21 protein-coding genes are annotated in these 23,407 nt (G+C 65.3%); 11 read left to right on the top strand and 10 right to left on the bottom strand.

The genetic code is table 11. From position 1 onward, the window contains the following. Window positions 1–55 precede the first annotated feature (55 nt). Window positions 56–1,054, top strand: coding sequence for a D-cysteate sulfo-lyase (gene cuyA / locus QF092_RS15220; RefSeq protein WP_281465116.1), 999 nt, complete (start codon window positions 56–58; stop codon window positions 1,052–1,054). Further along, window positions 1,051–1,704: a cysteate racemase gene (cuyB, locus tag QF092_RS15215; protein ID WP_281465114.1), complete on the top strand. Its 654-nt coding sequence runs from the start codon at window positions 1,051–1,053 to the stop codon at window positions 1,702–1,704. The genes cuyA and cuyB overlap by 4 nt, the downstream gene beginning before the upstream one ends. Here the strand turns inward: cuyB and QF092_RS15210 are convergent. Beyond that, window positions 1,701–2,690, bottom strand: a complete 990-nt coding sequence (locus QF092_RS15210; RefSeq protein WP_281465112.1) for a LysR family transcriptional regulator — start codon at window positions 2,688–2,690, stop codon at window positions 1,701–1,703. The two genes, cuyB and QF092_RS15210, sit on opposite strands and share 4 nt — an antisense overlap. A 616-nt stretch (window positions 2,691–3,306) precedes the next feature. On the opposite strand from QF092_RS15210, the gene rnr reads away from it, so the two are divergent. Then, window positions 3,307–5,565 carry a ribonuclease R gene (rnr, locus tag QF092_RS15205; protein WP_281465111.1) on the top strand — a complete coding sequence of 753 codons (2,259 nt, stop codon included), beginning with the start codon at window positions 3,307–3,309 and terminating at the stop codon, window positions 5,563–5,565. 105 nt (window positions 5,566–5,670) lie between these two features. Further along, window positions 5,671–6,915 (top strand): lytic murein transglycosylase, encoded by a 1,245-nt coding sequence (locus tag QF092_RS15200; RefSeq protein ID WP_281465109.1) that lies wholly within the window; start codon window positions 5,671–5,673, stop codon window positions 6,913–6,915. A 70-nt stretch (window positions 6,916–6,985) separates the two neighbouring features. Here the strand turns inward: QF092_RS15200 and QF092_RS15195 are convergent, their stop codons facing one another. The 3 genes from QF092_RS15195 to QF092_RS15185 are packed head-to-tail and all read right to left on the bottom strand — an operon-like array spanning window position 6,986 to window position 11,461. Beyond that, window positions 6,986–8,191, bottom strand: coding sequence for a winged helix-turn-helix domain-containing protein (locus QF092_RS15195; protein ID WP_281465107.1), 1,206 nt, complete (start codon window positions 8,189–8,191; stop codon window positions 6,986–6,988). A gap of 55 nt (window positions 8,192–8,246) precedes the next feature. Then, on the bottom strand, window positions 8,247–10,754 hold the full coding sequence (locus QF092_RS15190; protein ID WP_281470039.1) for an ABC transporter permease: 2,508 nt from the start codon (window positions 10,752–10,754) through the stop codon (window positions 8,247–8,249). 8 nt (window positions 10,755–10,762) lie between these two features. After that, window positions 10,763–11,461, bottom strand: coding sequence for an ABC transporter ATP-binding protein (locus QF092_RS15185; RefSeq protein ID WP_420026471.1), 699 nt, complete (start codon window positions 11,459–11,461; stop codon window positions 10,763–10,765). Between QF092_RS15185 and QF092_RS15180 the strand changes: the two genes are divergently transcribed. The 3 genes from QF092_RS15180 (at window position 11,460) to QF092_RS15170 (ending at window position 14,963) form a co-directional block, all read left to right on the top strand. Beyond that, window positions 11,460–12,170, top strand: coding sequence for an arylesterase (locus tag QF092_RS15180; RefSeq protein ID WP_281465105.1), 711 nt, complete (start codon window positions 11,460–11,462; stop codon window positions 12,168–12,170). The two genes, QF092_RS15185 and QF092_RS15180, sit on opposite strands and share 2 nt — an antisense overlap. A gap of 178 nt (window positions 12,171–12,348) precedes the next feature. After that, window positions 12,349–13,761: an FAD-binding oxidoreductase gene (locus tag QF092_RS15175; RefSeq protein WP_281465103.1), complete on the top strand. Its 1,413-nt coding sequence runs from the start codon at window positions 12,349–12,351 to the stop codon at window positions 13,759–13,761. Next, window positions 13,758–14,963: an MFS transporter gene (locus tag QF092_RS15170; RefSeq protein WP_281465101.1), complete on the top strand. Its 1,206-nt coding sequence runs from the start codon at window positions 13,758–13,760 to the stop codon at window positions 14,961–14,963. The genes QF092_RS15175 and QF092_RS15170 overlap by 4 nt, the downstream gene beginning before the upstream one ends. 252 nt (window positions 14,964–15,215) lie before the next feature. Here QF092_RS15170 and hemC read toward each other — a convergent pair whose 3' ends face one another. Next, complete coding sequence (gene hemC / locus QF092_RS15165; protein ID WP_281465099.1) at window positions 15,216–16,160, bottom strand: hydroxymethylbilane synthase; 945 nt, start codon at window positions 16,158–16,160, stop codon at window positions 15,216–15,218. A 205-nt stretch (window positions 16,161–16,365) separates the two neighbouring features. On the opposite strand from hemC, the gene hemE reads away from it, so the two are divergent. Together hemE and QF092_RS15155 are read left to right on the top strand one after the other, a co-directional pair. Next, on the top strand, window positions 16,366–17,403 hold the full coding sequence (gene hemE / locus QF092_RS15160) for a uroporphyrinogen decarboxylase (protein WP_281465097.1): 1,038 nt from the start codon (window positions 16,366–16,368) through the stop codon (window positions 17,401–17,403). 1 nt (window position 17,404) lies between these two features. Then, window positions 17,405–18,298 carry an EamA family transporter gene (locus QF092_RS15155; protein WP_281465095.1) on the top strand — a complete coding sequence of 298 codons (894 nt, stop codon included), beginning with the start codon at window positions 17,405–17,407 and terminating at the stop codon, window positions 18,296–18,298. Window positions 18,299–18,331: 33 nt separating this feature from the next. Here the strand turns inward: QF092_RS15155 and QF092_RS15150 are convergent, their stop codons facing one another. Beyond that, complete coding sequence (locus QF092_RS15150; protein WP_281465093.1) at window positions 18,332–18,673, bottom strand: hypothetical protein; 342 nt, start codon at window positions 18,671–18,673, stop codon at window positions 18,332–18,334. Between the two features lie 46 nt (window positions 18,674–18,719). Continuing rightward, the gene (gene hemF / locus QF092_RS15145) at window positions 18,720–19,595 is read right to left on the bottom strand and encodes an oxygen-dependent coproporphyrinogen oxidase (protein ID WP_281465091.1); all 876 of its coding nucleotides are present in this window, start codon (window positions 19,593–19,595) and stop codon (window positions 18,720–18,722) included. A gap of 117 nt (window positions 19,596–19,712) precedes the next feature. Here hemF and QF092_RS15140 point away from each other — a divergent pair, with 117 nt between their 5' ends. Further along, window positions 19,713–20,105: a hypothetical protein gene (locus QF092_RS15140; protein WP_281465089.1), complete on the top strand. Its 393-nt coding sequence runs from the start codon at window positions 19,713–19,715 to the stop codon at window positions 20,103–20,105. Here the strand turns inward: QF092_RS15140 and QF092_RS15135 are convergent, their stop codons facing one another. The 3 genes from QF092_RS15135 to clpS all read right to left on the bottom strand — a co-directional run bounded on the left by QF092_RS15135 (window position 20,106) and on the right by clpS (window position 22,451). After that, a complete protein-coding gene (locus QF092_RS15135; protein WP_281465087.1) occupies window positions 20,106–20,912 on the bottom strand; it encodes an SDR family NAD(P)-dependent oxidoreductase in 807 nt (268 codons plus the stop codon). A gap of 10 nt (window positions 20,913–20,922) precedes the next feature. Next, window positions 20,923–21,909, bottom strand: a complete 987-nt coding sequence (locus QF092_RS15130; RefSeq protein WP_281465085.1) for a class I SAM-dependent methyltransferase — start codon at window positions 21,907–21,909, stop codon at window positions 20,923–20,925. Window positions 21,910–22,109: 200 nt separating this feature from the next. Next, window positions 22,110–22,451: an ATP-dependent Clp protease adapter ClpS gene (gene clpS, locus QF092_RS15125; protein ID WP_281465084.1), complete on the bottom strand. Its 342-nt coding sequence runs from the start codon at window positions 22,449–22,451 to the stop codon at window positions 22,110–22,112. A 183-nt stretch (window positions 22,452–22,634) separates the two neighbouring features. On the opposite strand from clpS, the gene QF092_RS15120 reads away from it, so the two are divergent. Beyond that, window positions 22,635–23,339, top strand: a complete 705-nt coding sequence (locus QF092_RS15120; RefSeq protein ID WP_281465082.1) for an HAD family hydrolase — start codon at window positions 22,635–22,637, stop codon at window positions 23,337–23,339. Window positions 23,340–23,407 lie beyond the last annotated feature (68 nt).

Raw genomic sequence — 23,407 nt, 5'->3', positions numbered from 1 at the left:
CACCCCCGGACCCCCGTGGGATAACTGCGGACAGAACATGTCCAGAGGACACCAGATGCAGCTTTCACGCTTCCCCCGTATCCGACTTGGCCACCTACCCACACCCCTAGAGCACTTGCCCCGCCTCTCGGCCCTGCTGGGTCCAGAAATCTGGATCAAGCGCGACGATTGTACCGGGCTGTCGACAGGCGGCAACAAGACTCGCAAGCTGGAGTTCTTGATGGCCGAGGCCGTGGCGCAGGGCGCCGACATCGTTCTGACGCAAGGGGCCACCCAATCGAACCACGCCCGGCAGACGGCGGCGGCGGCGGCGAAGCTGGGGATGGATTGCCATATCCTGCTGGAAGACCGCACAGGCTATAACGAGCCGAACTACCGCCTGAACGGCAATGTCCTTTTGGATGTGCTTCATGGGGCAACGATCGAACACCGGGGCCCAGGTCTGGACATGAACGCCGAGATGTTCGCCGTGGCCACGCGGATGAAGGCCGAAGGGCGCAAGCCCTATGCCATCGTCGGAGGCGGGTCGAACGCAACAGGGGCGCTGGGCTATGTCAACTGCGCACTGGAATTGCTGGGGCAGATGGTGGAGCGCGGGCTGACCTTCGATCACATGGTGACGGCCACCGGATCGGCGGGCACGCATGCCGGGCTGATCGTCGGGCTAAAGGCGCTGAACGCGCAGCTTCCCCTGCTCGGCATCGGCGTACGCGCGCCAAAAGAGGTTCAAGAGGGCAACGTCTTCCGTCTGGCGCAAGCGACCGAAGAAAAGATCGGACTCCAAAGTGTCGTGGCGCGCGAGGATGTCGTGGCAAACTGCGACTACATCGGCAAGGGCTACGGCATTCCGGCAGACAGCACGCTTGAGGCTATCGACATCTTCGCCAAACAGGAGGCCATCCTTCTTGATCCGGTCTATTCCGGCAAGGGCGCGGCGGGTCTGATCGACCTGTGCCGCAAGGGGCATTTCACCAAAGGCCAGCGGATCGTCTTCCTGCACACAGGCGGCGCCATCGGTCTGACCGGCTATACTCACGTCTTGCCCCACGCATGAAGACGGTCGGCATCCTTGGCGGCATGGGACCAGAGGCGACAGTGCTTCTGATGCAGCGCCTCTTGGCCGCAGTCGATGCACAGGACGATGCCGATCATATTCCTCTGATCGTCCACCAAAATCCCGCCGTCCCCAGCCGTATCCGCCGGCTGATCGAAGGAACGGGCGAAGATCCAAGCCCGGTGCTGGCACAGATGGCGCGCGATCTGGCGGCCGCAGGGGCACAGGCGCTGGCCATGCCCTGCAACACCGCCCACGCCTATGCACCACAGATCATGGCAGCCACATCTTTGCCCTTCCTCGACATGCGGCTGGCGACGGTGGCCGCCTTGCCGAAGGGGCGGGTTTCTATGCTCGCCTCGCCCGCCATTCGCCTGACAGGGGCCTTTGACGCGCATTTTGCACAGGCCGGCATCACGCCGGTCTGGCCCAAAGATGAGGGCCCGGTCCTGTCGCTGATCCGTCGCGTCAAGACGGGCGATACCGGGCCAGAGGCGCATGCAGAAATGTCCGCGCTGGCCAAGGCGGCCGAGGGACATGTTCTTATCGCCTGCACCGAACTGTCGCTCCTGACCGGGTCGCTGACCGTGCCCTTCACGGACAGTCTGGATTGTCTGGTCGGGGCAATCCGAGATTTCGCGCTCAGCTAGGCTTCATCCTCCGCCACCTCAATCGCCGTTTCGAAACCCGGAGCAATGGCGACAAAGCGGGGGATCAAAACGTCGCGCAGGATGCGGCGGCAATCGCGGGCCAGCGCTTCGGGCAAGTGACCCAACTCCTCCGCCCGGGCAACAAGGTGGACGTGCCGCGTCTCTCCTGCAAAGGGCAAAGGAAGGATGTCCAGCATCGGGATGAATCGCTCTGCATCCAAAAGGTTCAAGGGCGTTGTCAGCGTCCAGCCACCGGTCTGCACCACCATTGCCAGAACTGATCGCGTCGCCTCAAAGGCAAAGCGGCGCGGGACGTTCAGCTTCACCCGTTTGAGGTGCTGCGCGACCTTCTGGCCAAGGGGCATCGTCTCGGAATACTGGACGAAGGGCAGCCGGGTCAGCGCCTCGCGCGGGTCGGAACCGGGCCCTATCGCGCCTTTCGCCGTGACAAGGATGAAGGCCTCACGAAGTATCTGCGCGGATTGGAACGTCGTCGTATCGGCAGGCAGAAGGGCGGTCACGCCAATATCCGCCTCACGCGCGTTCAGACGCTCGATGATCTGGTCCGACCTGCCAGAAAAGGCATGGACAAAGCATTTGCGAAACCGCGCCTGCAAGGCAGACACCAGCACCGGCGTCAATGACGCATCAAGGTCGTCGATGATCGCAAGGTTCAGTTGCGGCAGGCTGGTCATGCTAATTTCTGCCAGTTCGGCTTGCGCTTCGGACACGACGTTCAGAATACGGTGGGCATGGGCGCGAAGGACCTGACCCGCGGGTGTCAATGTGACCGGCTTGGCGCGGCGATCGAAAAGTTTCGCGCCGATGGCGGCTTCCAGCGCGGTGATATGCTGGCTGACGCCCGACGAGGACCCGCCAAGCCGCTGCGCGGCCCCCGCGATGGAACCGGTCTCCTCCAACGCCACAAAGACCCGCAAACCGCGCAGGGTCAGTTCGGACTGTATACGGTTCGCATCGTCGGACATGGCGGGACCTTAGCCGCCATTCTTGCTTGCGGAAACTGCCTTGCAACGCGCAGTCATTGCAAACCGGCCTCAAAAGCCGACGATCAGCCAATCTGCTCCAGCGCGGGTTCTGCCGTCTTTTCTGGGCGCGCGTGTCGACGACACAATTCAAGAACGTCGGCAGGCGTCATCAAAGCCGGAGGCAGGATCACACCGACCGCGCCGCCACCCTCGATAGACCGCCACAGTTCGGCTGCTTAGGCCTGCACATCTCGGTGCAATCCGCTTGCAGTTCGCTCCCAGAAAAACGCGCCGGAGGGGCGAAGAAGCTTGTGAAACTTCTCCATTCCCTGTGGTCCTTCCTTGCGCAGATTTGGACTGATCGCGTCTCCAAGGATGTTTGTCGACAGAAAACACAGAAGGGACGCGCCATTAAAGGTAACGCTCGGCAATCTGTTCGCCGTCTGTCCGGGAATATCCCCAAGGGTAAGAAACGCCCCGATGATCTTCTCTTGGACGATCCACTTCGCCGGACATGCGATGGCCAAGCCATCGGGCCGGATGACCTGTCCCCTTCGACGGCAGCGTTCCCCCCAAACCGATTGGCCTTTCCCCCGCCCCGTGCTAGGCCATCGCCATGCAGGATATCCCGACCAAAGCCCAGATCCTTCAATGGATCGCTGAAAACCCCGGCCTTTCGGCCAAGCGTGACATTGCCAAGGCCTTCGGGATCAAGGGCGCCGCGCGCATCGACCTCAAGCGCATCCTGAAGGAGCTAGAGGCCGACGGGTCTGTCACCAAAAAGGCCCGCACCTATCGCGACCCCGACACCCTCCCACCCGTCACCCTGCTGACCGCCCTGCCGCCCGATGATCAAGGGGATATCTTCCTGCGCCCCATGGAATGGCAGGGTGCTGCGGAAGATGCCCCTCGCATCCTCTTCATCCCGAAAAAGGGCGACCCCGCCCTCGGCGCGGGCGACCGCGTCCTTGCGCGCCTGTCCAAGGTCGATCTCGACGACTACCAGTATGAAGCCCGCCTCATCCGCCGCCTTGGATCAAACCCGATCAAGATCCTCGGCATCTTCCGAAAATCCGCCGAAGGCGGCCGCATCATCCCCATCGACAAAGGGGCCGACAAGGATTGGCTCGTCAGCCGCGACGACAGCCTAGAGGCCCGCGACGGCGAATTGGTCGAGGCCGAACAGCATGGCCCCAAGCGAATGGGCCTGCCCCGCGCCCGGATCGTTCAGCGCCTTGGCGATCCGATGGGGCCGAAAGCTGTCTCCCTCATCGCGATCCATCAGCATGGCATCCCCGACCGCTTCCCCGACCCGGTCATCCAAGAGGCCGAAGCCGCCAATCCCGCTCCCATGGACGCCCGCGAAGACCTGCGCGACCTGCCGCTTGTCACCATCGACCCCTCCGATGCCCGCGACCATGACGATGCGGTCTTCGCCGAGGCCGACCACGATGCCCACAACCCCGGCGGCCATATCGTCTGGGTGGCCATCGCCGATGTCGCCCATTACGTCCGCCCCGGCAGCGCTCTTGACCGCGAGGCGCGCAAGCGCGGCAATTCCACCTATTTCCCTGACCGCGTCGTTCCCATGCTGCCCGATATCCTGTCGGGCGACCTCTGTTCGCTGCATGAAGGCGTGGACAGGCCCTGCCTCGCCGTCCGCCTGAAACTGGATGCCGAAGGCACCAAGATCAGCCACCGATTTGTCCGCGGCATGATGCGCTCGGCCGCCTCTCTTACTTACGAAGAGGTGCAGCAAGCGCAGGACGGCCACCCCACGCCCCGCACCGCAGCCCTTATGGACCGGGTCATCACCCCCCTTTACGCGGCCTACCAAGCCGCCACCAAGGCCCGCCACCTGCGCCAACCGCTCGACCTCGACCTGCCCGAACGCAAGATCGTGCTGTCGGACGAAGGCAAGGTGCTCTCCGTGGCCTTCCGCGAACGCTTCGACGCCCACCGCCTGATCGAGGAATTCATGATCCTCGCCAATGTGGCCGCCGCCGAAGAATTGACCCGCCTGAAACGCCCCCTCCTGTTCCGCGTCCATGAAGAACCCAGCCCCGAAAAGCTCGACGCGCTGCGCGAAGTGGCCGAGGCGTCAGGTTTCACCCTTGCCAAGGGGCAGGTTCTCAAAACCGCCCATCTCAACCGCCTTCTGGCTCAAGCGCAGGGCACCGAATTTGACGAGTTGATGAACATCACCACCCTCCGCTCCATGACGCAGGCCTATTACCACCCGCAGAATTTCGGGCATTTCGGCCTGTCCCTGCGGTCTTACGCCCATTTCACCTCGCCCATCCGCCGCTATGCCGATCTGATCGTCCACCGCGCCCTGATCACAGGGCATGACTGGGGCCGCGACGGGCTATCCCCGCAGGATATCGAGGCGCTGGACGAAACCGCCAAGCTCATCTCCGATGCCGAACGCCGGTCGATGACGGCGGAACGCGACACCAACGACCGCTACCTCGCCGCCTATCTGTCAGATCGCGTGGGCAGCGAATTCACGGGCCGCATCTCGGGCGTACAACGCTTTGGCCTGTTCGTGAAACTCGACGAAACCGGGGCCGACGGGTTGATCCCGATCCGCGACGTGGGGCGCGAGTTCTTCCACTACGACGATGGAACCCAAACCCTGATGGGCGCCGATACGGGCCTCACCCTTGGCATCGGGCAAAAGGTCACCGTGCGTCTGGCCGAGGCAATCCCCGTTACCGGCGGCCTGACGCTGGAACTGATCTCACTCGACGGTGCCCCCTTGCCGCGCAGCCCGCGCACTGGGAAAAAGGGGCGCTTCTCACCCCGCAAACCCGGTGCCGCCGCCGCCCGCGACACCAAGCTGAAGCGCAAGGTCATCCGCAAGCGCCGCTGACCCGGCGAAACCCCGCCAGCGCCCTTTCCCCCCGCCTTCCAAGGCGGGCCACCCCGCCCTATCTTCTGTTGCAACCACAAGAAGAACCAACAGGCAGGTGATGTGATGCGTGCCGCGATCCTTTCCCTTTCGCTCCTTCCCGGTCCGGCCCTTGCAGGCCCCGCCGCAATGCCGCAGCCTGCCCCCGAACCGCCGCCCGTGACCGAGGCCATCTTGACCATCAGCAGCCCCCAATCCGGCCTTGACCAATGGGTCACCGCCTTCCGCCCCCGCGCGCTGGCCGCAGGCATCGCGCCCGCCACCTTTGACCGCGCCCTAAATGGCATCCGCTACAACGAAAGCGTCATCGAAAAGGACCGCAATCAGGCCGAATTTACCCGCACCCTCTGGGATTACCTCGACAGCGCCGTATCGGATCGGCGCGTGGAAAACGGCCAGATCGCGCTCGCCCAGCACCGCACCACGCTGGACCGGCTTGAGGCCACCTATGGCGTCCCCGCCGAGGTGGTCACCGCCATCTGGGGGCTGGAATCGAGCTATGGGGCCAACCGCGGCGATATCCCGGTGATCGAGGCGCTGGCCACACTCGCCCATGATGGACGCCGGGGGGCTTTTTTCGAGGCGCAGCTGATCGACGCCCTGCGCATCCTGCAATCAGGCGATATCGGCCCCGATGCCTTCACGGGCAGTTGGGCCGGGGCCATGGGCCATACGCAATTCATCCCCTCCTCCTATCAATCCTTCGCCGTGGATTTTAACGGCGATGGGCGGCGCGACATCTGGTCTGATGATCCGACCGATGCGCTCGCCTCCACCGCCGCCTATCTGGCGCGGTCCGGCTGGCAAAAGGGCCTGCCATGGGGGATCGAGGTCACATTGCCCACCGATTTCGACTACGGGCTTGCCGGAACAGGCACCGCCATGTCCTCTGCCGATTGGGCCACACTTGGCCTGCGGGATGCCACAGGCGGAAACCTCCCCGATCTTGACCGGGCCGAGCTTTTGCTCCCCGCTGGCGCGCGCGGTGCGGCCTTCCTCATCACCGCAAATTTCCGCGCCATCGAACGCTACAACGCCGCCGACGCCTATGTGATCGCCGTCGGCCATCTCTCCGACCGTCTGGCGGGTGGCCCCCCGATCCGCGCCGCATGGCCGCGCGAAGACCGCGCCCTGACAGGGGCAGAACGGCGCGAATTGCAGGAACGCCTGACGGCGGCAGGCTTTGACACGAAAGGGGTGGACGGCAAGATCGGCCCCAACACCCTTGCCGCCTTGCGCGCCTTCCAGCGCAGCGTCGGCATGGTGCCGGATGGCTATGCCTCGCTCGATATTCTAAAGCGGTTGCGCTGATCGCACCTGCGGGACCGGGGGCCAGCCCCCGGACCCCCGGAGTATTTACCGCCAAGATGAAAAGGCAGGATCACGGCTGCCGCTTTGGCTGCCTCAGCCACCCCTCCGCCCATTCCACCCGCGCGCTGCCTGCAAAGACCGCCAGCCGATCCAACTCTGCCTCCAGCTTGGCAATCCGCCCCTTGCCGAAATGCACCCCCGGCTCCGGCCAGACGGCGCGCACGGCCAGCACCTCGCCTGCGCGTTTCACATCGATCCGCCCCACCAGCCGCGCCCCTTCCAGCAGGGGGAAGACATAATAGCCAAAGACCCGCTTCGGTTCCGGCACGAAAACCTCGATCCGGTAGCGGAAGCCGAACAGGAACTCTGCCCGCTTCCGGTCGCGCAGTGCAGGGTCAAAGGGCGACAGCACCCGCATCCGCGCGGGTGGTTCGGGCACGTCCTGCCGCACCAAACCGGGCGACGCAAAGACACGCCGCCGCGTCCCATCCGCGCCTTCGATAAGCACCTCTTCCACCCGCCCTGCCCGCACCGCCTGCGCCAGCCAGTCGCGCACCGCCTCGCCCGGAACGGCGTTCCAATAGGCCGCCACCTCGCCCGCCGTGCCAAACCCCAAACGGTCAAGGGCCGAGGCGCAGGCCCATTCCACCTCTTCCTCTGGCGAAACCTCCGCCCCCCGCACCGCGTCGGGGATCACCCGTTCCGTCAGGTCATAGACCTTCTTGAACCCATCCCGCCGCGCCACCGCGATCCGCCCCGTGCGCCACAGCCATTCCAGCGCGGTCTTCGACGGATGCCAGTCCCACCAGCCACCCTTGCCCCGCACCTCCCCCTCGCCCACATCGGACGAGGAAACAGGCCCATCCCGTGCGATCCGGTCCAGTATCGTATCGAATTGCGCCTCATACCCCTCGCGGAACCACTTGCGCCAACCATCGCGCAGCCGCATCTCATCCCGCGCGAACCGCCCCCGCCACATCGGCCACAGCGCCACGGGCAGGATCGACGCATCATGCGTCCAATGTTCCCACAGCTGCCGGTCCCGCTCCAAGGCCCGCTTCAGGCCCGCCGGGCGATAGCCCTGCCGGCGCGACCACAGGATCATGTCATGCGCCCGCGCCACCGTGGTGATGCTGTCCACCTGCACGAAGCCGATCCGGTCCACCAGCCCCGCCAGCGCCGCGCCCGATGCCGCGCCCACCGGCGCCTCGGCCAGCGCATGCCGGTCCAGAAACAGCCGTCGCGCCTGCGTGTTGGGGATCACCGTAAGGTCCATCCGCCAGACCTAGCAGCCCCCACCCCATCAAGCCAAGCCCCCGGCCGGACGGGCGCTATTCCTGCGCCCGCAGGACCTGCGCCGGTCGCGCCGCCAAGGGCCGCAGCGCGAACAGAAGGCCCGCCGCCATGGTGGCAAACACCCCACCCGCAACGATGGCGATGGCCGAGACGGGTTCGAAGAAATAATCCGCCTCCATCACGAAGACCATCACCGCCCATCCGGCAAGGCCCCCCGCCACGATGGCCACGCCTCCCGCCGCAGCCCCCGTCAGCGCAGACCGCAGCGCGAAACTCGCCAAGATCCGCCCCCGCGTGGCGCCCAGCGTCTTCATCACCGCCGCCTCATAGACCCGCGCGCGCTCCCCCGCCGCCGCCGCCCCGATCAGAACGACGAACCCGGTCACCAGCGTTGCCGCCGCCGCCCAGGCTGTGGCCGTGGCAATGGCCTGCAAGGCCTCCGTCACCCGGTCAATCGCCTCGCGGATGCGGATCGCGGTCACGTTGGGATAAGCCTTCGACACATCCCGCAGGATCGCCGCCTCGGCCTCTTCCGTCGCATAGACCGTCGCGATGAAAGTATGCGGTGCCCCCTGCAAGGCGGCCGGGTTCATCGTCATGACAAACCCCATCCCCGCGCTGGAAAAATCCACCTGCCGGAACGAGGTGATCGTCGCCGGGATATCGCGGCCCAGCACATTGACCACCAATGCATCCCCCAGCTTCAGCCCGATCTCCTCGGCCTCTTCGGCGGCGAATGACACCTGCGCCGGCCCGGTATAGTCGGCAGGCCACCATTCCCCCGCCACCACCTTGGCATTCTCCTGCGGTTCGGCGGAATAGGTGATCCCGCGGTCGCCCCGCACCACCCAATGCTCCCCCGCCACCTCTTTTGCGGGCCGCCCGTTGATCTGGGTCAGCACCGCGCGCAGCATGGGCGCGCTTTCCACCTTGCTCACCGCCGCATCGCCCTTCATCCGGGCAAGGAACCCCTCCACCTGACCGGGCTGGATATCGACAAAGAAATAACTCGGCGCCCGCTCCGGCAGGTCCGTCTCGATGGCCGCCCGCAGATTGGCGTCGATCTGCCCCACCGCCGCCAGCACGGAAAGCCCAAGCCCAAGCGACAGGATCACCGCCCCCGCCTCATCCCGTGGCCCGCCAATACTGGCCAGCGCCAATCGCAGCGCCACGCGCCCCCGCGCCAGCCCCGCCCGCGCCGCGCCCCGCGCCAGCCGCCGCAGACCCACCGCTGCCACGGCCAGCACGATCAAGGCCCCGATCACGCCCCCCGCCGATCCCAGCGTCAGTTCCCACGTGCCGGAAAACCACACAGCCCCCCCGATCAGCAACACAGCCAAGGCACCGATGGCCCACAGATGCCGCGCCGCAGGCATCCCCGCCTTACCCGACCCCCGATACAACGCCGCCGCCCGCACCCCTTCGGTCCGCGCCAAGGGCCACAGGGTGAACAGAAAGGCCGTCACCACCCCGTAAAACGCTGCCTCCAGCAAAGGCAGCGGATAGACACCCACCTCCGCCGGAAACGGCAGCGCCGCCTCGATCACCCCGCCAAAGAGCATCGGCACCGCCGCACCAAGGGCAAGGCCGATCAAAACCCCCAGCCCCGCCAGAACCCCGATCTGCAACAGATAGATGCGAAAGATCAGCCGCCCTTCCGCGCCAAGGGTTTTCAGCGTGGCAATCGTCGCCACCTTCCCCTCCAGATAGGCCCGCACAGCCGCCTGCACGCCCACGCCACCCACGGCCAACCCCGCGATCCCCACAAGGATCAGGAAAGACCCGATCCGGTCCACGAACCGCTCCACCCCCGGCGCGGCGCGGCGGCTGTCATCCCAGCGCATCCCGGCATCGGCAAATTCCGCCTCGGCCCGCCGCTCCATCGCGGCCAAATCGGTGCCCACGGGCAGGATCAGGCGATATTCCGTCTCATACAGCGAACCGGGCTCCAACAACCCCGACCCCGCCAGATCGGCCGTCCGCACAATCGTGCGCGGGCCCAGCGAAAAGCCCCCCGTCGCACTGTCGGGTTCCCGCAACAGGACGCCGCCCAGCCGAAACTCCCCCACGCCCATACGGACCGCATCGCCGATGGCCAGACCCAGCCGATCCACCAGAACCTTGTCCATCACCATCCCGGCGCGGCCATCAACCACGGCCAGCGCCTCGGGCAGCGTTCCCGCCTCCAATTCCACCGAACCAAGCAGCGGATAGGCGTCATCCACCGCCTTTACCTGCGTCAGCGCGCTTTCCTCGCCCACCACCACCATGGACCGGAAATCCACGATCTCCGAAACCCGCTCGGAAACCCCGTCCATCCAAGCCCGCTCATCCTCGGTGGCAAAGCGGTAGGTGAATTCCATCTGCGCATCGCCGCCCAGCAGCACCGCGCCCTGATCGGCCAGCCCCTGCTGGATCGACGCCCGCACAAGCCCCACGGCGGCAATCGCCGCCACGCCCAGCGCAAGGCAGGCCAGAAACACCCGAAACCCCTTCACGCCCCCGCGCAATTCGCGCCGGGCTATCGTCCAAGCCAGTCTCAGATCGGGACTCACGCCGCCACCTCCGACTGCACAACCCGCCCATCGGCAAGCCGCACCACCCGGTCACAGCGCGCGGCCAGTTCCGGCGCATGGGTCACAAGGACAAGCGTCGCTCCATGCCGATCCCGCAACCCGAACAAAAGGTCCATGATGGCCTGCCCGTTCACCCCATCAAGGTTGCCCGTCGGCTCATCCGCCAAAAGGATCGCCGGACGTGGTGCCGCCGCGCGGGCCAGCGCCACGCGCTGCTGCTCGCCCCCCGACATCTGGCTTGGATAATGTCCCATCCGCGCGCCCAGACCCACGGCCTGCAACTCCGCCTCTGCCCGTGCAAAGGCATCTGGCACCCCCATCAACTCCAAGGGTACCGCCACATTCTCCAAGGCCGTCATTGTGGGCATCAGGTGGAAGGACTGGAACACCACCCCCATCTTGCCGCGCCGGAACCGCGCCAGCCCATCCTCGTCCATCGCCGTCAGGTCCTGCCCCAAGGCGCGCACCTCGCCCCCCGTGGCCCGCTCCAACCCCCCCATCAGCATCAAAAGCGACGACTTCCCCGATCCCGACGGCCCGATCAGACCAACCGTCTCGCCCGCATGAACTTCCAGTGATATGCCCTTGAGGATATCGACCGGCCCCGCATTTCCCGCCAAAGTCAACCGAACGTCCTTCAGCGTCAGAACTGTATCGAGCACCGCATCCGCCATGAAAATCGCCTTCCAACTGTCCAATGCCACATATGGCGCGCGCCGCAGGCTCCGCAACATCACATTGGCGCTAGCCTCTGTAACGCTCGCCGCAACCCTTTCCGTCGGGCACCCCTCTGCCGCACAGGCCGAACCCACCATCGTGGCGCTTGGCGACAGCCTCACCGCAGGCTACGGCCTGCCCGACGGCGAAGGTCTGGTCCCCCAACTCAACGCATGGCTCGCCGCGCAAGGCTCCCCCGCCACCGTGATCAATGCAGGCGTCTCGGGCGACACCTCGGCGGGCGGCCTCTCCCGCCTCGACTGGTCGCTGACGCCGGAAACCGACGCCCTGATCGTGACGCTCGGCGGCAATGACCTCCTCCGTGGCCTGCCCCCCGAAGAAACCCGCAAGAACATCGACAGCATCGTGAAAACCGCCACCGACCGCGGCCTTGCCGTCCTCGTCGTCCCGATGCAGGCACCGGGCAATTTCGGCCCCGATTACAAGGCTGATTTCGACAGCCTCTATGCCGACATCGCCACGGCCCATGGTGCGAAAATCACGGCCCCCTTCTTCCGCCTGCTCTCGCCCGACGCCACCGATCCGGGCCAGATCCGCCAATGGATGCAACCCGACGGCATCCACCCCAACAAGGACGGCGTGGCGCAGATCGTCACCCGCCTCGGCCCCGCCCTCCTCGACCTCGCCGCGCAGTCCGGGGACTGACCGCCGCCGCACCTCATCCCATCCCGCGCCATCGCGCCTACAGCCAAGACCGAAGCACGCCCTCCCCTTCATCTTGGCCCAAATACTCACCTTGCGCCGGCATCACAGGACGCAACATCTCCCCTTGCAACCCGCCCCGCGCCGTCCGATGACTCGCCCCACGACCGGAGCGCATGCCATGTCCCTCATCCCCGCCCTCGAAGCCCTTCTCGGTAAGACGAATGTCCTCACCGGGCCCGATACCGCGCGCCTGTCGCGCGATTGGATGGGCACCTATGAAGGTGCCCCCCTCGCCGTCGCCCGCCCCGGCTCCACCGCCGAAGTGGCTGCCACAGTCAAACTCGCCGCCGAACACGGCATCCCCGTCATCCCCATCTCCGGCAATACAGGTCTGACAGGGGCCACCTACACCGAAGGCGGCCTCCTTCTGTCCACCGAACGCCTCAACCGCATCCGCGACATCCGCCCCTCCTCCCGCCTCGCCATCGTCGAGGCGGGCGTCATCCTCTCGCGCCTCCACGACGCCGCCGCCGACCACGATCTTTATTTCCCCCTCTGGTTCGGCGCGCGCGGCTCCGCCATGATCGGCGGCGTCCTGTCCACCAATGCGGGCGGATCGAACGTCCTGCGCTACGGCTCGACCCGCGCGCTTTGCTTGGGGCTCGAGGTCGTGCTCCCCGACGGCCAAATCCTCGATCTCATGTCCGAACTGCACAAGGACAACTCTGGCTACGACCTCAAGGACCTCTTCATCGGTGCCGAAGGCACCCTCGGCATCATCACCGCCGCCGTGATGAAACTCGTCCCCGCCCCGCGCGCCCATGCCACGGCCACCCTCGCCGCCCGCTCGCTGCCCGACGCCCTCATCCTTCTGAACCGCCTGCAAGCCGCCACAGGCGGTCTGGTGGAGGCGTTCGAATACATGCCCGCCGATTACATGACCCGGCTGGAAAAGGTCCGCCCCGATCTTGGCATCCCCTTCCCCGCCCATCGCGACTGCACGATCCTTGTCGAAGTTGCCGCCACCGCCCCCGCGCTCACTACCGAAACGGCGCAAGGCACACTCCCCCTCACCGATCTGCTGGAAGACACCCTCGCCGCGCTGATGGAGGAAGGCCTCATCCTCGACGCCACCCTCGCCCGCTCCTCTACCCAGCGCGCGGCCATGTGGGCGCGGCGCGAGGCGGCGGCCGAACTTGGCGCCGCCGTCAAACCGATGATCGACAGCGACATTGCCCTCCCCCTCGACAAGGTCGAAACCTTCCTCACCCGCATCGCGCCTCGGCTTGACGCCATCGCCCCCGGCGCCGAAACCCTGACCGTTGCCCATCTGGGCGATGGAAACCTGCATTTCTCGGTCTATCCCGGCGACCCGTCGAAAGACCTTTACGACCGCGTCATCACCGCGATCGAAGACATCGTGCAAGACCTTGGCGGCTCCTTCTCTGCCGAACATGGCGTGGGCCTGTCCAAACTGCCCTCCATGGCCCGCCGCAAAAACCCCGTTGCACTTGACCTGATGCGCAAGATCAAACGGGCCATCGATCCGGCCAATCTGATGAACCCCGGAAAGGTCATCCCCCCGAAATGACCGCCTTCGCCGTCCTGCGCGATCCGACGCTCAGGCTCATCGCTTGGTCAATGCTGCTTTTGGGCGCGCTCAACGCCTCGGTCTATCCCTATCAATCGCTCGTGGGGATCGAACGCCTGGGCCTTTCGGAACCCGTCTTCGCCCTGATCCTTGCCATGGCCTCGGCGGTTTCGGTCAGCGCCTCGGTCCTTCTGGGCATCCTGTCGGATCAACGCGCTAACCGCCGCCGCATCGCCCTTCTGACCGCCGCCTCCGGCGCGGCGGGCGTGGGGCTTATGCTCATCGCCCCCTCACCCCTCACCTTCCTGCTCTGCCACGGGCTCCTCTTCCCGGTCGCCACCTCGCTCTATGGCCAGCTTTTCGCATTGGCACGGCTGGCCCGCGCCAAGGATGACGGCGCCGCCCGGGACGCGATCCTCGCCACCCTACGCTCGGCCCTCTCGCTCAGCTTCCTCGCCATGCTGATCTTCTTCACCTTCGCCTTCGGCTGGGGCCTCGACGTGATGGCCGTCTATCTCTCGGCGACGGTGGCCGCCGTGATCCTTGCCACCCTCCTGCACCTGCGCTGGCCCCACGACGGGCAGACCGCATGGCAGGATCGCCCCTCCGGCCTCAATTTCCGCCGCGCCTTTGCCGAGATTGCCGAAGGCCGCATCCTGATCCGCCTTCTCCTTCTTGGGGCCATCGCCTCGGCGGGGAACCTCTACATGATCCTCACCGCGCTGGTCTTCGATGCCTCACCCAGCCGCGACGCAGGCGATGCCGCGCTCTATATCGGCCTCGTCGCGGGGTGGGAGGTGCCTTGCATGCTCCTCCTCCCCCTTCTGACGCGCCGCTTCCGCCGCGCCACGTTGATGGCGGCAGGGACGGTGATCTACATCTCCCACCTCGCCCTGATGCCCGTCCTGACCGAAACCGCATGGCTCTGGCTCCTGCCGCTGCTGGCGGGCTTGGGCGGGACGGCGATCATCACCCTGCCCATCGCCTATTATCAAGATCTGCTCGACGGCCGCCCCGGCGCAGCGGGGGCGATGCTGGCGCTGCAACGGCTGGCGGCGGAACTTCTGGCGGCGGCGGCCTTCGCGCTGGGTGCAATGATCGGCGGCGGCTACGCGCTGACAGCGTTCATGGGGGCAGGCATCGCCCTTCTGGGCGCGCTGGCCCTCCTTTGGATCGACCGCCCGCGCCTAGGCGTTTCCTGACGCAGGAAACGCGACGGAATGTGACGCACATTCCGGGTCCAAACCAGACCGACGCCCGAAAGCGTTTTTTGCGTCAAAAAACGCCGCGAAATCTGCGCCAGATTTCGCCACCCCGACTCACCCCCGCAGATCATGGTTAACCGCGCGAAACAGCAGCGCGCGTGCCCACAGTTTGCTGCACAAAATCCGGCACAAAACAGGGCACAACCGTTTTCACGGCTTTTGGAGAATTAACCCAGCGCCCGCAAGCACTTAGCGCCAGCTGAAAAATCCCTCAGGCGCCCGCCCCAGCACCTCATCCGCCAGATCGCGCCCCATGGCCGCGGCGTCGGAAATGGCCCCCCGCCGCTCAGCCGTGATCGACTCGCTGCCGTCAGGCCGCAGGATCTCACCCCGCAGCCAAAGGCGCTCACCCTCGATCACAGCCAACCCCGCAATCGGCGTCTCGCAAGACCCGTCCAAGCGCGCAAGGAACCCCCGCTCGGCGGCCAAACGCACCCCCGTCGGCCCGTCATGGATCGCCGCCAGCATCCCTGCAACCCGTTGATCCGCAATGCGTCTTTCCACCCCAATCGCGCCCTGCGCCACGGCAGGCAGCATCTCCTCCGGCGCGATGGCGGATCGCGCCACATGCGCCATGCCCAGCCGATTCAACCCCGCCATGGCAAGGAAGGTGGCCACCGCCACCCCCTCTTCCAGCTTGCGCATCCGCGTCTGAACGTTCCCCCGGAACTCCACCAGCCGCAAATCAGGCCGCCGCAACGCCAATTGCGCCCGCCGCCGCAGCGACGAAGACCCCACCACCGCCCCTTGCGGCAGATCAGCCAGCGACGCGACCCCCGGCGAAACGAACCCGTCCCGCACATCCTCGCGCGGCAGATAGCAGTCAAGGACCAACCCCTCCGGCTGCACCGTCGGCATGTCCTTCATCGAATGGACCGCTATATCTATGGCCCCGTCGATCAAGGCCTCCTCTATCTCGCGTGTGAACAGCCCCTTGCCGCCGATCTCCTTCAGCGGCTTGTCAAGGATCTGGTCCCCCGTCACCTTGATGACCACGATCTCAAAGGCTGCCTCCGGCAGGTCAAAGGCCCCCATCAAGCAGCGCCGCACCTCATGCGCCTGCCACAGCGCAAGGGGCGAACCACGGGTTCCGATCTTCAAGGGCTGGGCGGGGGAGGGAAGCGGATTTGTCATGCCCCAAGGCATACAACTGTCATCTTTGCCTGACAACTCTTGACAAGACCCCGCCGCCGTCAGACCCATGGGTCATGACGCCGCTTCGCGCCCCGGCTCCGGCCCCATGCCCCGCCCTCCGGCCCCTTCGGGCCAGAGACAGCGCCCTGCGTCGCCCCGCATCACCCCTCCGGCCCCGCAGGGGCGACCCCACGAAAGCCACCCCATGACCCAGCCCACCAAGACCATCCTGCGCGCCCTTGCCGGCGAAACGCTGCCCACCCCGCCGATCTGGATGATGCGTCAGGCGGGTCGCTACCTGCCCGAATACCGCGCCACACGCGCGCAGGCCGGGGATTTCCTGTCGCTCTGCTATACCCCTGATCTTGCTGCAGAAGTTACCCTGCAACCGATCCGCCGCTATGGCTTTGACGCGGCCATTCTCTTTGCCGACATCCTCCTTCTGCCACAGGCCTTGGGGCCGAAACTCTGGTTCGAAACCGGCGAAGGCCCGCGGATGGAAACCACCACCACGATGGATCAGGTCAGGGCGCTCAAACCCACCGACGCGATCCACGACACGCTTTCCCCGGTCTACGAAACCGTCCGCATCCTCGCCCGCGAATTGCCCAAAGAAACCACCCTCATCGGCTTTGCCGGCGCCCCTTGGACGGTCGCCACCTACATGATCGCAGGCCGTGGCTCCAAAGACCAAGGCGCCGCCCATGCGCTCAAGAACACCGACCGCGCCACTTTCGAGGCGCTGATCGACCGCATCACCGAAGCCACGGTCGAATATCTCTCCGCCCAAGTGATCGCCGGGGCCGAGGTGGTTAAGCTCTTCGACTCATGGGCAGGCTCCCTGAAAGGTCAGGATTTCAAAGACTTCGCCGTCAAACCCGCCGCCCGCATCATCAGCGCGATGAAGGACCGCCACCCCGGCCTGCCGATCATCGCCTTCCCGCGTGAGGCAGGCGACGGCTATATCGGCTTCGCCGCCAAGACGGGGGCAGATTGCGTGGCCATCGACAATTCCGTCAGCCCGGAATGGGCCGCCGAACATGTCCAGCCGGGGGGCTGCGTCCAAGGCAACCTTGCCCCCGAACACATGGTCACAGGCGGCGAGGCGTTGGTCCGCGAAACCCGCCGCGTGGTCGATGCCTTCCGGAAGGGGCCGCATATCTTCAACCTCGGCCATGGCATCACGCCAGATGCCGACCCCGCCAATGTGCAACTGATGATCGACACGGTCCGCGGGGCCTGACATGGCGCTTTGGGTCTGGGCCGCGCTTCTGGGGGCGCTGGCCCAGACCGGGCGCAATGCCACGCAGGCGGGCCTGACATCCGCGCTGGGAACCGTTGGCGCGACGCAGGTCCGCTTTCTCTTCGGCCTGCCCTTCGCCGTATTTTTCCTTTTGATGCAAACTACTTGGACAGGATCGGCCATCCCCATCCCCGGCCTGTCCACCCTTGGCTGGACAGCCCTCGGCGCATGGGCACAGATCGCGGGCACCGCGCTCATGCTCCTCCTCATGCGGGATCAGGGCTTCGGCGTCGCCACGGCATGGATCAAGACCGAACCCGTCCTCGTGGCGCTTCTGGGGATCGCCCTGCTGGGCGACCACCTGACCTCCGGGACGCTTGCCGCCATCGCGCTGGCCACGGGAGGGGTCCTCGTCCTGTCGATCAAGCCAGGGCCGATCCGAACCCTCTTTCAGTTCCGCCCCGCCGCCCTCGGCCTTCTGGCGGGCGCGGGCTATGGCCTTGCTGCCATCGGCTTTCGCGGCGGCATCACCGCCCTGCCCGAGGGCGGTTTCCTCACCCGCGCGCTGACCACGTTGACCCTCGCGCTTGCGATCCAATCCGCCACACTGTTGATCTGGCTTGCGATTTTCGACAAGGGCGCGCTGAAAGGTTCCTTCCGCGTCTGGCGCACATCGCTTGCCGCAGGTTTCCTTGGCGCCTTCGCCTCGGCCTGCTGGTTCACAGGCTTCTCGCTGACCACCGCCGCGAATGTTCGCACATTGGCACTGGTCGAGGTGCCACTGGCCCAGATCGTCGCCCGACTGCACTTTCGGCAGAAAACCACGCCGCGACAGTATCTTGGCATGGCGATCATCGTGGCAGGCGTGGCGGCGCTGCTGTGGCAGCAGGCCTGACGCGAAGGAAGGGCAATCTGCCCATCCTAGGCCTCAGCCAACCAAACCCCGCAGCACCGTCAGCGCCGCCTGACCATCCGCATCATCGCCGGCGACGAAAACTGCCACCTCGCCCACCATACCCAGCTTGGCCTGCATCGACGGCTTGATCGTCAGGACAAAACCCTGATCGGAAAAGGCCACCGCCTCCACCGCATCCTTGGCGGCGAAGATTTCGTCGGACACCTCAAGATACAGGCCCTTCCGGTCGCCCGGCTTCCCTTCGAAGATCACATAGCCGTCCTCAGGGTCCTCGCTCGCCGCGAATCCCACGGCATGCTCGCCGCCCTCGGTGTCGGTCCAGAAGGCCCGCGCCCTGATCTCGATATCCGCCATGATCCGCCCCTTGCCCTGACCGCGCCCCCTTACAGCGCGCCGCCGGTCAAGTCCACTTGGCGATGGGCGGCAGGCTCATCAACACGGCATTGGCATCATGCCCCGTCTCCAGCCCGAACTTCGTGCCCCGGTCGTAGACAAGGTTGTATTCCGCATAAAGCCCGCGATGCACCAATTGCGCCTCGCGGTCGGCCTCGGTCCATGCACTGCCCACCCGCCGCTCTGTCACCGGCACGAAGGCAGGCAGGAAATGCCGCCCCACATCCTGCGTGAAGGCGAAATCCGCATCCCAGCTGTCGGCATCCGGGCCACCGCTATTCAGGTCATCATAAAAGATGCCCCCCACGCCCCGCGCCCTTCCCCGATGCGGCACGAAGAAATACTCATCCGCCCATGCCTTGAACTTTGGGTAATAGCCCGCGTCGTGCAGATCGCAGGCCGCCTGCATCTGGCCATGGAAATGCGCCGTATCCTCGGCATATTCGATGGCCGGGTTAAGATCCGACCCACCGCCGAACCACCATGCATGCGGCGTCCAGAACATCCGCGTGTTCATATGCACCGCAGGCGCATGCGGGTTCACCATATGCGCCACCAGCGAAATCCCCGATGCCCAAAAGCGCGGGTCCTTGTCCATCCCCGGCACGCCCCGCGCTGCCATCGCCTTCTGCGCCCGCTCGCCCAAGGTGCCATGCACCTCGGACACGTTCACGCCGACCTTTTCAAACACCCGGCCACCGCGCATCACGCTCATCAACCCGCCACCGCCATCGGCCCGCGTCGTGGGTGTCACCTCAAACCGGCCCGGCTCGCCTTCGCCAAACCGATCCTCCAGCCCCTCGAATGAGGCGACGATCTGATCGCGCAATTCACGGAACCAAGCGGCGGCACGGGCCTTGCGGGCATCGAACAGGTCGGTCATCTGTCTCTCCAAGTTGACACTTCCATGCCTAGCACTGCACCAACCGCTCGCCAACATGCCATTTGGCAGCATCCACCGCCCCGCGCTAGAATGCCGCCAAAACGGAAAGACCAGATCATGCGCCGCTTGTCACTCGTGCCCCTCGTTCTTCTTGCCGCCTGCGGCACCCCGCAAGAACAATGCATCAACCGCAACACCCGCGATCTGCGCGTGATGGAAAAGTTGATCGCCGAGACGCAAGGCAACCTCAGCCGCGGCTACGCGATTGAGGAATACACCGTCCATGTGCCTGTCTGGCAGCTGTGTCAGGCTCCGGCACCAGCGCCGGGCCAGCCCGCGGCTGCCCCCTATTATTGCTTCGAACAAGAAGCCCAGACCCGCAGCCGCCCCAAGGCCATCGACCTGAAGGCCGAATCCGCCAAACTGGAAAGCATGCTGGAACGGCGCGATCAACTGGCCCGCGCCGCGGAGCCCGTCATCGCCCAGTGCAAAGCGCAATATCCCGACTGATCAAAACGACGGGGCCGCCACCACGTCCAACAGGCCCCGTCCGCCGTCCAGTGTCAGGACCTGCCCCGTCATGAACCCCGACGCATCGCTGGCAAGGAAATGCGCAGCCTCCGCCACCTCATCGGCGCTGGCGATCCGGCCCAGCGGCGTACCCGCCTCGACCACCCCGCGCCAATCCGGGTTCTCCTTCAGCGCGCCCTGCATCGACGCGCTCAGGACGCTGGCAAAGGACACCGCATTCACCCGTATCCCTTTGGGTGCCAAGGCTACGGCCAAGGACCGCGTCATCTGCTCCACCGCTGCCGAACTGATCGAATAGGCCAGCAGTTCAGGCTGCGTCCGTACCGCCGCCAACGACGAAAGGTTGATGATCGACCCGATCATCCCTTCCGTTCCGGCCTTTTCCGCCTTTTGGATCATCCGCTTCGCCGTCATCTGGCTGAGGCGCAGGCTGGTCAGCACATTTTGCTGCCACAACTCATCCACCCCATCCTCTTCCGGGTCGATCGGGTTTGATGTCCGGCACTGGCGGCTGGCATTCACAAGAATGTCCACGCGATCAAAGGCATCCACCGTGGCCGAAAGCAGATTGGCGATGGTCAGCTTTTGCCGCAGATCGCCCGCGAACATCCGCACCTGCCCCTCGCCCCGCGCCTCGGCACCCACTTCATCTTCAAGTCGCGCCTCGTCCATATCAGCGAACATCACATTCGCCCCCTTGTCGAGGAAATGCCGCGCGATCGCCAACCCGATGCCATTGGCCGCCCCGGTCACGATGGCCGTCTTGCCCGAAATCGAAAAGCTCATCCCGTTCCCCTTATCGGGTCCGCAGCGGATAGGCCGCCCGAGTCACCCGGAAGGCGGCATCGCCGCCGATCTCCTGCACCTCGCGGAACAGGCCTTTCAACACCCGATCATAAGGCAGGTGGCGATTGGCGACCAGCCACAGCACCCCATCAGGCGCCAAGGCGCGCGCCGCAGCGCCGATGAAAGCCACCCCCAGCGCCGGATCGGCATCCCGCCCGGCATGGAAGGGCGGGTTCATCACCACATGTTCCATCAGTTTCGGCAGCCGCACCGTCGTTGCATCCGCCCAGTAAAACACCGCACGGTCATCCACCACATTCACCCGCGCACAATCCAGCGCCTCGGCCTCGGCCTCCACCAGATGGCATTCCTTAACGCCCGTCCGCGCCAGCACGGCCCGCGCCAGATAACCCCAGCCTGCCCCCAGATCGGCCACCTTGCCCTTCATCTCGGCAGGCAGGGCAGCGGCCAGCAAGGCCGAACCCCGGTCAACCCCATCCGCGCTGAACACGCCTGGCACGGTGCGGAAGCCGTCCACCTCAGCAGGCTGCGCCGCCCAATCCGCCAGCCCCGGCCCAGCGGCAAAAACCGCGATCTTGCCATGCGCCTTGGACAGCGCCTCCGACAGCGCAACCCGCCCGCGCAAGTCCTTTAGAAGCGAGTCGATGCCGTCGGTCTTTTGCCCGTCCACGGCGATGGGTCCATCCGGCACCACCACCTCGGCGGCCGCAGCGATCAGGGCCTGCCCCTGCGCCCGCGCACGGGGCAAACAGACCACCGCCGCCGCATAGGGCCCAACCAAGCGCGTCGCGACACTATATCCCCGCGCGGCAAACCAGTCTGCATCCGGCTTGAAACCTGTCACCACCTCGACCCGGTCCTTCGGCAGGGCGGACAGGTCATCCCCGATACGCGGCCGGATCACCGCGATCCGCCCCTCGGCAGGAAGAGGCCAAAGCCCCGCCTCCAGTGCCATCTCCAACCGTGCCGACCGCATCACGCATCCCCCGCTGAACGCCGCGCACCCTAGGGGCCAAGGACTGGAAAGCCAAGAAGGCGAAATCTGGCGCAGATTTCGCTGCGTTTCCTGACGCAGGAAACGAAAAAACCGCCCCTCGGGCGGTTCAAACCGGAATTTGCGTCAAATTCCGCCGCGAATTCTACGTCAAAATACGCCCGACCGAAGCAATGACCCCGTCACTCCTTCTCCATCGTGCATTGCAGCGGATGCTGATGCCGGCGCGAGAAATCCATCACTTGCGCCACCTTCGTCTCCGCCACTTCGAAGGAAAACACCCCGACCACCGCCAGCCCCTTCTTATGGACCGTCAGCATAATGTCGAAGGCCTGCGCATGGCTCATGCCGAAAAACCGCTCCAGCACATGCACCACGAATTCCATCGGCGTGTAATCGTCGTTTAGAAGCAGCACCTTATACATCGGCGGTCGCTGCGTCTTGGCTTTCGTCTTCGTCAGAACGCTCGAATCATTCCCGGGGCCTTCGGGGCTTCCAGACAGGATGACGGGCGTAAGGCTCACGGGTAACAGGCTCCGCTGGGGCAAAAGGGATTCGCTCGATGAACTGAGACTGTGAATATAGTCCAATCCTGCGCCCGGAAAAGGCCCCCCTATACCCTTGACCGCATGAGCAGCGTTGCGCCGCCCGCCCCCTGCTTGCACGCCATGGCGCAAGCAGGCAAAACTCCCGCTGAAGGAGTGCCCATGCCCCGTTCCCGCATCACCACCATCGGCTTTGATGCCGACGACACGCTCTGGCAAAATGAAACCTTCTTCCGCCTGACGCAGGATCGTTTCACCGCGCTTCTGGCCGATTATGCCGATCCAGATCACCTGCATGACCGCCTCCTCGCCGCCGAACGCCGCAACCTTGGGCATTACGGCTTTGGCGTGAAGGGCTTTACCCTCTCCATGATCGAAACCGCCATCGAAGTGACCGAAGGCCGCGTCCCGACCAGCGTCATCGCCGATCTCATGGCCGCCGGGCGCGAGATGCTGGAACATCCGATCGAACTCCTCCCCCATGCCCGCGACGCGGTCGAGGCGCTGGCCAACACCCACCGCGTCCTTCTGATCACCAAGGGCGACCTCTTGGATCAGGAACGCAAACTCGCCCAATCCGGTCTTGGTGATCTTTTCCACGGGGTCGAGATCGTGTCGAACAAAACGGCCCCTGTTTACGCCCAGATCTTCGCCCGCCATGGCGACGGGGCCGACCGTGCTCTGATGGTCGGCAACTCGCTCAAATCCGATGTCATCCCCGTGATCGAGGCTGGAGGTTTCGGCGTGCATGTCCCACATGGGCTGACTTGGGCGCTCGAACAGGCAGACCCGCCCGAAGGCCACCCCCGCTTTGCCGCGCTGCCCGATCTGGGCCACCTGCATGATCTTGTGTCCCGGATGAAGTGATCCACTACCCTTAGCATTCGTTAAACGGCCGCACCCCATCCTTTCCGCGAAGTTCTACCCGAAAGTCA

Source organism: Fuscovulum ytuae, from assembly GCF_029953595.1.
Classification (GTDB): domain Bacteria; phylum Pseudomonadota; class Alphaproteobacteria; order Rhodobacterales; family Rhodobacteraceae; genus Paragemmobacter; species Paragemmobacter ytuae.
Note: the sequence above shows the minus strand (reverse complement) of the source record. Positions and strands in the feature narration are given on the sequence as shown.